The 10,000-nt window shown below is 45.3% G+C and carries 7 protein-coding genes and 1 rRNA gene (1 of these 8 cut by a window edge); all 8 read left to right on the forward strand.

Annotated features, from left to right (window positions below):
- Nucleotides 1-1,341 (forward strand): chromosomal replication initiator protein DnaA, encoded by a 1,341-nt coding sequence (dnaA, locus tag MHI30_RS00005; RefSeq protein ID WP_075751815.1) that lies wholly within the window; start codon nucleotides 1-3, stop codon nucleotides 1,339-1,341.
- A gap of 177 nt (nucleotides 1,342-1,518) precedes the next feature.
- Entirely contained in the window at nucleotides 1,519-2,655 is a 1,137-nt protein-coding gene (gene dnaN / locus MHI30_RS00010) for a DNA polymerase III subunit beta (protein WP_026580417.1), read from the forward strand.
- A gap of 167 nt (nucleotides 2,656-2,822) precedes the next feature.
- A complete protein-coding gene (yaaA, locus tag MHI30_RS00015) occupies nucleotides 2,823-3,038 on the forward strand; it encodes a S4 domain-containing protein YaaA (protein WP_003178084.1) in 216 nt (71 codons plus the stop codon).
- Between the two features lie 16 nt (nucleotides 3,039-3,054).
- Nucleotides 3,055-4,167, forward strand: coding sequence for a DNA replication/repair protein RecF (gene recF / locus MHI30_RS00020; RefSeq protein ID WP_075751816.1), 1,113 nt, complete (start codon nucleotides 3,055-3,057; stop codon nucleotides 4,165-4,167).
- Between the two features lie 17 nt (nucleotides 4,168-4,184).
- Nucleotides 4,185-4,427 (forward strand): extracellular matrix/biofilm biosynthesis regulator RemA family protein, encoded by a 243-nt coding sequence (locus MHI30_RS00025; protein ID WP_020449765.1) that lies wholly within the window; start codon nucleotides 4,185-4,187, stop codon nucleotides 4,425-4,427.
- Between the two features lie 60 nt (nucleotides 4,428-4,487).
- Entirely contained in the window at nucleotides 4,488-6,401 is a 1,914-nt protein-coding gene (gene gyrB / locus MHI30_RS00030) for a DNA topoisomerase (ATP-hydrolyzing) subunit B (RefSeq protein WP_075751817.1), read from the forward strand.
- A 190-nt stretch (nucleotides 6,402-6,591) separates the two neighbouring features.
- The gene (gene gyrA / locus MHI30_RS00035; RefSeq protein WP_075751818.1) at nucleotides 6,592-9,066 is read left to right on the forward strand and encodes a DNA gyrase subunit A; all 2,475 of its coding nucleotides are present in this window, start codon (nucleotides 6,592-6,594) and stop codon (nucleotides 9,064-9,066) included.
- A gap of 277 nt (nucleotides 9,067-9,343) precedes the next feature.
- Nucleotides 9,344-10,000, forward strand: a 16S ribosomal RNA gene (locus tag MHI30_RS00040); it runs 893 nt beyond the window's last position.

Below are 10,000 nucleotides of genomic sequence, written 5' to 3' on the forward strand. Positions count from 1 at the left end.
ATGAAAAACATATCGGATCTTTGGAATCAAGCTTTGGGGCAGATCGAAAAAAAATTGAGCAAGCCCAGCTTTGAAACATGGATGAAATCGACAAAGGCCCATTCATTGCAGGGCGATACGCTGATCATCACCGCACCGAACGAGTTCGCCAGAGACTGGCTTGAATCAAGATACCTGCACCTGATCGCCGATACGATCTACGATCTGACAGGAGAAGAATTGAGCATTAAATTTGTCATTCCTCAGAATCAAAATGAAGAAGATTTTATGCCTAAGTCTCCAATCAAAAAAATGTCGAAAGAAGAACCGGCTGATTTTCCGCAAAACATGCTGAATCCCAAATATACATTCGATACGTTCGTTATCGGTTCAGGAAACCGATTCGCCCATGCGGCGTCTTTGGCAGTGGCTGAAGCCCCGGCGAAAGCTTACAATCCGCTGTTTATTTATGGGGGAGTCGGACTTGGAAAGACTCACTTAATGCATGCGATCGGGCACTATGTCATCGATCACAATCCATCTGCAAAAGTGGTTTATTTGTCATCTGAGAAATTTACAAATGAATTCATTAACTCGATCCGTGACAATAAAGCTGTCGATTTTCGCAACCGCTATCGAAATGTTGACGTTCTTTTGATAGATGATATTCAATTTTTAGCCGGAAAAGAACAGACGCAAGAGGAATTTTTCCATACGTTTAATACGCTGCATGAAGAAACAAAGCAGATCGTCATTTCCAGCGACCGGCCTCCAAAAGAGATCCCAACGCTTGAAGACCGTTTGCGCTCCCGTTTTGAATGGGGATTGATCACAGACATCACGCCTCCTGATCTGGAAACAAGAATTGCGATTTTAAGAAAGAAAGCAAAAGCAGAAGGACTTGATATCCCGAATGAAGTCATGCTTTATATTGCCAATCAGATCGACAGCAATATCAGGGAGCTGGAAGGGGCATTAATCAGGGTTGTCGCATATTCTTCCCTGATCAATAAAGACATCAACGCCGATCTGGCTGCTGAAGCTTTGAAAGATATCATTCCGTCTTCAAAGCCGAAAGTCATTACGATCAAAGACATCCAAAGAATCGTCGGCCAGCAGTTTAATATTAAGCTGGAGGATTTCAAGGCGAAGAAACGGACAAAATCGGTGGCTTTTCCGCGGCAGATCGCTATGTATCTATCAAGAGAAATGACAGATTCTTCTCTTCCAAAGATCGGCGAAGAATTTGGCGGACGCGACCACACGACGGTCATCCATGCCCACGAAAAAATATCAAAACTGCTGAGCAATGATGAACAGCTCCAGCAGCATATTAAAGAAATTAAAGAGCAGCTGAGATAAATGGTGAGCGGGAAAGTGTGAATAACTTGAACATAGCCTTACACAGTCTGTCCACATGTGGATAGGCTGTGTTTCCGTTCGTTTTTAGCACTTATCCACAAATCCACAGCCCCTACTAGTACTTCTGCTATTTTTATAAAACATAATAATTAATAGATTCCCGCAAGGAGGATGATTATGAAGTTTACAATTCAAAAAGACCGCCTAGTCGAAGGTGTCCAAGATGTGTTAAAAGCCGTTTCTTCAAGAACGACGATTCCGATCTTAACCGGTATTAAAATTGTGGCCTCTGATGAAGGTGTCTCTCTGACAGGCAGCGATTCCGATATTTCGATTGAATCGTTTATCCCGAAAGAAGACGGCGATTTAGAGATCGTGACAATTGAACAGCCCGGCAGCATTGTGCTTCAAGCGCGTTTTTTCAGTGAAATTGTCAAAAAGCTGCCGATGTCAACGGTGGAAATCGAGGTTCAAAATCAATACTTAACGATCATCCGCTCCGGCAAAGCAGAGTTTAACTTAAACGGTTTGGATGCAAGCGAATATCCGCTTTTGCCGCAAATTGAAGAGCATCACGCTTTTCAAATTCCGACCGATCTGCTGAAAAACTTGATCCGCCAAACCGTTTTTGCAGTGTCCACCTCAGAAACACGCCCAATCTTGACAGGTGTAAACTGGAATGTCGCGGGCGGTGAATTAATATGCACTGCGACGGATAGTCACCGTCTGGCGCTAAGAAAAGCTAAGCTCGACATTAACGAAGACAGTTCTTACAATGTCGTCATCCCAGGAAAAAGCTTAACCGAGCTGAGCAAGATCCTTGATGACCACCAGGAGCTTGTCGATATTGTAATTACCGAAACACAAGTGCTGTTTAAAACAAAAAACGTGCTGTTTTTCTCCAGGCTGCTTGACGGAAACTATCCGGATACAAACCGCCTGATTCCTCAGGAAAGCAAAACGAACCTGATTGTCAATACAAAGGAATTTCTTCAGGCGATTGACAGGGCTTCGCTCTTGGCGAGAGAAGGACGAAACAATGTGGTGAAACTTTCCGCAGCCGCCAATGAGTCGATCGAAATTTCTTCAAACTCTCCGGAAATCGGAAAGGTTGTCGAAACGGTGAATGCCGAGCAGATTGAAGGGGAAGACTTAAAGATATCCTTTAGTCCGAAATATATGCTGGATGCCCTTAAAGTTCTTGAAGGAGAGGACATTCACGTGAGCTTCACGGGCGCTATGAGGCCTTTTCTGATCCGTACGCCGAATGACGATTCGATCGTCCAATTAATTCTTCCTGTCCGGACGTATTAATTTGTTGGAATAGAAAGTTGCCGGCTGGTCCGGCAGCTTCTCTTATTTTTTCGGGAGAAAAGCGCTCTCGCCCTGCCTTGGTTGTTCATACCGCAAGTTTCCCCTTTCCTTCTTTCCCTGTTTTTTAGTACAATTAGATATTAGTGATATTGAAAGAGGTCGATATAATGACAAAGACGGTGGCTATTGATACAGAGATGATTACCCTCGGCCAGTTTTTGAAATTGGCGGATGTCATTCAGTCCGGAGGAATGGCAAAATGGTTTTTATCGGAATATGAAGTACTCGTCAATGACGAGCCGGATAACCGCCGCGGACGAAAACTGTATGTCGGAGATGTGGTGACGATTGAAGGATTCGGTTCATTTCAAGTCGTCGGCTAAAAGCAGGTGGTATTGATTGTATATCCAAAATCTAACATTATCGTCTTACCGTAATTATGAGCGCCTTGACCTTCAATTTGAGAACAAAGTGAACGTGATTATCGGAGAGAACGCTCAAGGAAAAACGAATTTGATGGAAGCGATCTATGTGCTTGCGATGGCCAAATCCCATCGGACGTCAAATGATAAAGAACTCATACGATGGGATGAAGACTATGCTAAAATAGAAGGCAGGGTCATTAAAAAAAACGGTTCTGTTCCCATTCAGCTCGTGATTTCCAAAAAAGGAAAAAAAGGTAAAGTCAATCATATTGAACAGCAGAAGCTGAGCCAGTATGTCGGGGCTGTCAACACGATTATGTTCGCGCCGGAGGATTTAAATCTTGTAAAAGGAAGCCCTCAGGTCAGAAGAAGGTTTCTCGATATGGAAATCGGCCAAGTATCACCTGTCTATCTTCATGACCTTTCTCTTTACCAAAAAATCCTTTCACAACGGAATCATTTCCTGAAACAGCTTCAAACGAGAAAGCAAACCGATCAAACGATGCTTGACGTGCTGACGGAACAGCTTACGGAATTCGCGGCAAAGGTTGTGATGAAACGGCTTCAGTTTGTCGATCAGCTTGAAAAATGGGCTCAGCCCATTCATTCCGGAATTTCAAGAGGTCTGGAAGAGCTGACGTTAAAGTATCATACGTCTCTTCACGTATCAGATTCGCCCGATTTGTCGAAAATGATCAATAGTTATCAAGAAACGTTTTCTAAATTAAGAGATAAAGAAATAGAACGGGGGGTATCTCTGTCAGGTCCCCACAGGGATGATGTTCTCTTCTGCGTCAATGGCCGTGATGTGCAGACTTACGGATCGCAGGGCCAGCAGCGAACGACTGCATTGTCGCTTAAATTGGCTGAAATCGATTTGATTCAGGAAGAGATAGGAGAATATCCGATTCTGCTTTTGGATGATGTTTTATCAGAGCTGGACGACTATCGGCAGTCTCACTTGCTCCACACCATTCAAGGCCGTGTTCAAACATTCGTAACAACGACAAGCGTTGATGGAATTGATCATAAAACCTTAAACGAAGCGGAAATCTTTCGAGTTGAAAATGGCACGCTATCGGACTGAGAAAATGGGGTGAGGGATTGTATATCCACTTAGGTGACGATTTTGTCGTCTCAACGCGTGAAATTGTGGCTATTTTTGATTACAAGGCAAAGACATCGCCGATTGTTGAAGAGTTTTTAAACAAGCAAAAACAGCTGATTGTCTCTTCTAACAGCACGCCGAAGTCAATTGTTGTCACATTACAATCGATTTATTTTTCTCCTTTAGCCTCAGGCACGTTGAAAAAACGGGCGCAATCCAAGCCGGAAATCGATTCATAAAAGAATCTTAACTATAAATTTATTATGTTTGAAGAAAAGTGTAGGTGAATGTGCGTGGCAATGGAACAGCAAAATAATTACGATGAAAATCAGATACAGGTTCTAGAGGGATTGGAAGCCGTTCGGAAAAGACCCGGAATGTACATCGGGTCGACAAGCGGCAAAGGTCTGCACCATTTAGTATGGGAAATTGTTGATAACAGCATCGATGAAGCATTGGCCGGTTACTGCACTGAAATCAATGTCGAAATTGAAAAAGACAACAGCATCACTGTAAAAGACAACGGACGGGGGATTCCGGTCGGTATTCAGGAGAAAATGGGCCGTCCCGCTGTGGAAGTCATCATGACCGTTCTGCACGCCGGAGGAAAGTTTGACGGAAGCGGATATAAAGTTTCAGGTGGTTTGCACGGCGTCGGTGCTTCTGTTGTTAACGCCCTGTCAACAGAGCTTGATGTAACGGTTTACAGAGACGGAAAAGTCCATTACCAGGAATATGAACGGGGCGTTCCAAAAGCTGATTTGAAAGTCATCGGCGATACGGATGTGACAGGAACGACCACTCACTTCAAGCCTGATCCGGAAATATTCACGGAAACGACTGAATACGACTATGATACGCTTGCCACTCGTGTCCGAGAACTCGCTTTTTTGACAAAAGGCGTCAAAATCACGATCGAAGACAAGCGTGAAGGAAAAGAACGCAAGAATGAGTACTGCTATGAGGGCGGAATTAAAAGCTATGTTGAACACTTGAACCGCTCACGAGAAGTCATTCACGAGGAGCCGGTCTACATTGAAGGGTCCAAAGACGGCATTACGGTCGAGGTCGCTCTTCAATACAATGACAGCTACACGAGCAACATCTATTCATTCGCCAACAACATCCATACGTATGAAGGCGGAACGCATGAAGCAGGCTTTAAAACAGGCTTGACGCGGGTCATCAATGATTACGCGAGAAGGAACGGCGTATTCAAAGAAAACGACCCGAATTTAAGCGGGGAAGATGTCCGGGAAGGTTTGACAGCGATTATTTCAATCAAGCACCCGGATCCTCAATTTGAAGGGCAGACGAAAACAAAGCTTGGCAACTCAGAAGCGCGTACGATAACAGATGCGCTATTTTCAGAAGCGCTCGAAAAGTTTCTGCTTGAAAACCCGGATTCAGCGAAAAAAATCGTTGAAAAAGGGGTTATGGCCGCCAGAGCACGAATGGCTGCAAAGAAAGCACGCGAATTGACGCGCAGAAAAAGCGCCCTTGAAGTGTCGAATCTGCCGGGAAAACTGGCTGACTGTTCTTCTAAAGACCCGACGATTTCCGAACTTTACATCGTTGAGGGCGACTCTGCGGGCGGATCGGCAAAACAGGGCCGCGATCGTCATTTCCAAGCCATTTTGCCTTTGAGAGGGAAAATCTTGAACGTCGAAAAAGCACGCCTGGACAAAATTTTGTCCAACAATGAGGTTCGTTCTATGATCACCGCGCTTGGCACCGGAATTGGGGAAGATTTCAATCTTGAAAAAGCCCGCTACCACAAAGTCGTGATTATGACGGATGCCGACGTCGACGGTGCCCACATCCGAACGTTGCTGCTGACCTTTTTCTACCGCTACATGAGGCAGATCATCGAACAAGGATATGTCTACATCGCTCAGCCGCCGCTTTACAAAATACAGCAGGGGAAACGCGTTGAGTATGCGTACAATGACCAGCAGCTCGAAGAAATTTTAAAAGAGCTTCCGCAAAATCCGAAGCCAGGCCTGCAGCGCTATAAAGGTTTGGGTGAGATGAATGCGACACAGCTTTGGGAAACGACGATGGATCCTGAAACGAGGACATTGCTTCAAGTAACGCTCAAAGATGCGATCGATGCGGATGAAACCTTTGAAATGCTGATGGGCGACAAGGTTGAGCCGCGCCGCAACTTTATCGAAGAGAATGCCCGATATGTGAAGAATTTGGATATTTAATGATTGTAAGACCTTATTTTCGCTTAATTGAAATAAGGTCTTTTCTAGAATGAGCCTTTGGCGCTCTAGTCATTTGATGTGTATAAAATCAAGATTATTGATATAATGGAGAATAGCCTAATTCGTTGAAGAGTATAAATACAAATCTACTCCCACACAACTCATGTAGATTCTCCAGGGAGGTTTTTTAATGAGTGAACAACATAAGCCCCAAGTTCAGGAAGTCAATATCAGTCAGGAAATGCGCACATCTTTTTTAGATTACGCAATGAGTGTTATTGTTTCCCGCGCTCTTCCGGACGTAAGAGACGGTCTGAAGCCGGTGCACAGAAGAATATTGTATGCGATGAACGACCTTGGGATGACAAGTGATAAGCCGTATAAAAAATCCGCGCGTATCGTCGGCGAAGTTATCGGTAAGTATCACCCGCATGGTGATTCTGCTGTTTACGAAGCCATGGTCAGAATGGCGCAGGATTTTAACTATCGGTACATGCTCGTTCAAGGCCACGGAAACTTCGGTTCTGTCGACGGCGACTCGGCTGCGGCCATGCGTTACACAGAAGCGAGAATGTCTAAAATATCTATGGAAATTCTGCGCGACATCAATAAAGACACAATCGATTACCAGGACAACTATGACGGATCGGAAAAAGAGCCGGTTGTCATGCCCGCGAGATTTCCGAACCTGCTTGTCAACGGAGCGGCCGGTATTGCTGTAGGTATGGCCACGAACATTCCGCCGCATCAGCTCGGTGAAGTCATTGACGGGGTCTTGGCGGTCAGCAAGAACCCTGATATTACGCTGCCGGAATTGATGGAAATCATTCCTGGACCTGATTTCCCTACAGCAGGGCTGATCTTGGGAAGAAGCGGCATCCGGAAAGCCTATGAAACAGGCCGGGGATCCATTACGCTTCGAGCCAAAGCTCAAATCGAAGAAACATCTTCCGGCAAACCGGTAATCATTATTACGGAAATACCGTACCAGGTGAATAAAGCTAGGCTGATCGAAAAAATCGCCGATCTAGTGCGCGATAAGAAAATCGACGGCATTACGGATCTCCGCGATGAATCAGACCGAAACGGAATGCGCATCGTCATTGAACTGAGAAGGGACGCAAACGCTAATGTACTGTTAAATAACTTGTACAAGCAGACCGCTCTTCAAACATCATTCGGCATTAATCTTTTGGCGCTCGTTGACGGACAACCGAAAGTATTGAGCCTGAAGCAGTGTCTGGAGCATTATCTTGACCATCAAAAAGTCGTGATCAGAAGGCGTACGGCATTCGAGCTTCGCAAAGCGGAAGCGCGGGCCCATATTCTTGAGGGCTTGAGAGTGGCGCTTGATCATCTTGATGAAGTTATTTCCCTAATTAGAAATTCGCAAACGGCTGAAATCGCAAAAAACGGATTGATTGAGAAGTTTTCTTTGACCGAAAAACAGGCCCAAGCGATTTTGGACATGCGTCTTCAGCGTTTAACAGGACTGGAACGCGAAAAAATCGAAGAGGAATATCAAGGTCTTGTTGAGTTGATTGCCGAGTTAAAAGCAATCTTAGCAGACGAAGAAAAGGTTCTTGAAATCATTCGGGAAGAGCTCACGGAAGTTAAAGAGCGCTTTAATGATGAGCGCCGTACAGAAATCGTGACATCAGGCCTTGAGACGATTGAGGACGAAGATCTCATCACGCGCGAGAATATCGTTGTGACTTTAACCCATAACGGATATATCAAACGTCTGCCTTCTTCCACTTACCGCAGCCAAAAACGGGGCGGGAAAGGCATTCAGGGCATGGGGACAAATGAAGACGACTTCGTTGAACACCTGATTTCAACATCCACCCATGACACCATTCTCTTCTTCTCAAATAAAGGGAAGGTTTACCGTGCGAAAGGATATGAGATCCCTGAATTCGGACGGACAGCAAAGGGAATTCCGATTATTAACCTGCTTGAAGTGGAAAAAGGAGAATGGATCAACGCGATTATCCCGGTAAGCGAATTTGATGACGAGTCTTATTTGTTCTTCACGACAAAACACGGAATATCAAAACGCACGCCGCTTTCCCAATTCGCGAATATCCGCAATAACGGATTGATCGCCTTAAGCCTTCGCGATGAGGATGAATTGATGGCCGTCCGCCTGACGGACGGAAATAAACAAATTATTATCGGTACGAAGAACGGTCTGCTGATCCGTTTCCCTGAAACAGATGTAAGGCAAATGGGAAGAACAGCAGCCGGTGTTAAAGGCATCACTCTGACAGATGACGATGTTGTCGTCGGCATGGAGATTTTGGAAGAGGATTATCATGTGCTAATCGTAACTGAAAAAGGCTACGGAAAACTGACGCCGGCTTCAGAATACAGGGTTCAAAGCCGTGGAGGAAAAGGGCTGAAAACCTGCAAAATCACAGAAAATAACGGATCTCTTGTGACAGTGAAAGCAACAACAGGAGAAGAAGATTTAATGATCATCACAGCCAGCGGCGTGATCATTCGGATGGATATTAAAGATATTTCCACGACCGGCCGCGTCACTCAGGGCGTGCGTCTTATCCGCTTAGGTGAACAAGAGCATGTCGCGACTGTCGCTTTAGTTGAAAAAGATGAAGAGAATGATACAGAAGAACAGGATCAGGAAGCAGATGAATCATAAAAACATGCAGCCATTTGGCTGCATGTTTTTCTATTCAAACTTTCAAATATTATCTTTTCATTAGAAAGATCATGTGCTATAATTTCTTTTGGTCGCTTATAAAAGCAACAACAAAAAATTTTTCAAAAAAAGTATTGACCGCTTGTCTCATAAATGTTATATTTAAGTGGTCGCTTTGAGAGCGGCAACGAAGTTCTTTGAAAACTAAACAAGACAAAACGTACCTGTTAATTCATTAAATAAATCGCACACATGTTGTGCGTAGTCATTATCAAACTTCATGGAGAGTTTGATCCTGGCTCAGGACGAACGCTGGCGGCGTGCCTAATACATGCAAGTCGAGCGGACCGACGGGAGCTTGCTCCCTTAGGTCAGCGGCGGACGGGTGAGTAACACGTGGGTAACCTGCCTGTAAGACTGGGATAACTCCGGGAAACCGGGGCTAATACCGGATGCTTGATTGAACCGCATGGTTCAATTATAAAAGGTGGCTTTTAGCTACCACTTACAGATGGACCCGCGGCGCATTAGCTAGTTGGTGAGGTAACGGCTCACCAAGGCGACGATGCGTAGCCGACCTGAGAGGGTGATCGGCCACACTGGGACTGAGACACGGCCCAGACTCCTACGGGAGGCAGCAGTAGGGAATCTTCCGCAATGGACGAAAGTCTGACGGAGCAACGCCGCGTGAGTGATGAAGGTTTTCGGATCGTAAAACTCTGTTGTTAGGGAAGAACAAGTACCGTTCGAATAGGGCGGTACCTTGACGGTACCTAACCAGAAAGCCACGGCTAACTACGTGCCAGCAGCCGCGGTAATACGTAGGTGGCAAGCGTTGTCCGGAATTATTGGGCGTAAAGCGCGCGCAGGCGGTTTCTTAAGTCTGATGTGAAAGCCCCCGGCTCAACCGGGGAGGGTCATTGGAAACTGGGGA

Source organism: Bacillus sp. FSL L8-0528 (assembly GCF_038593085.1).
In the GTDB taxonomy this organism is placed as follows: Bacteria; Bacillota; Bacilli; order Bacillales; family Bacillaceae; genus Bacillus; species Bacillus paralicheniformis.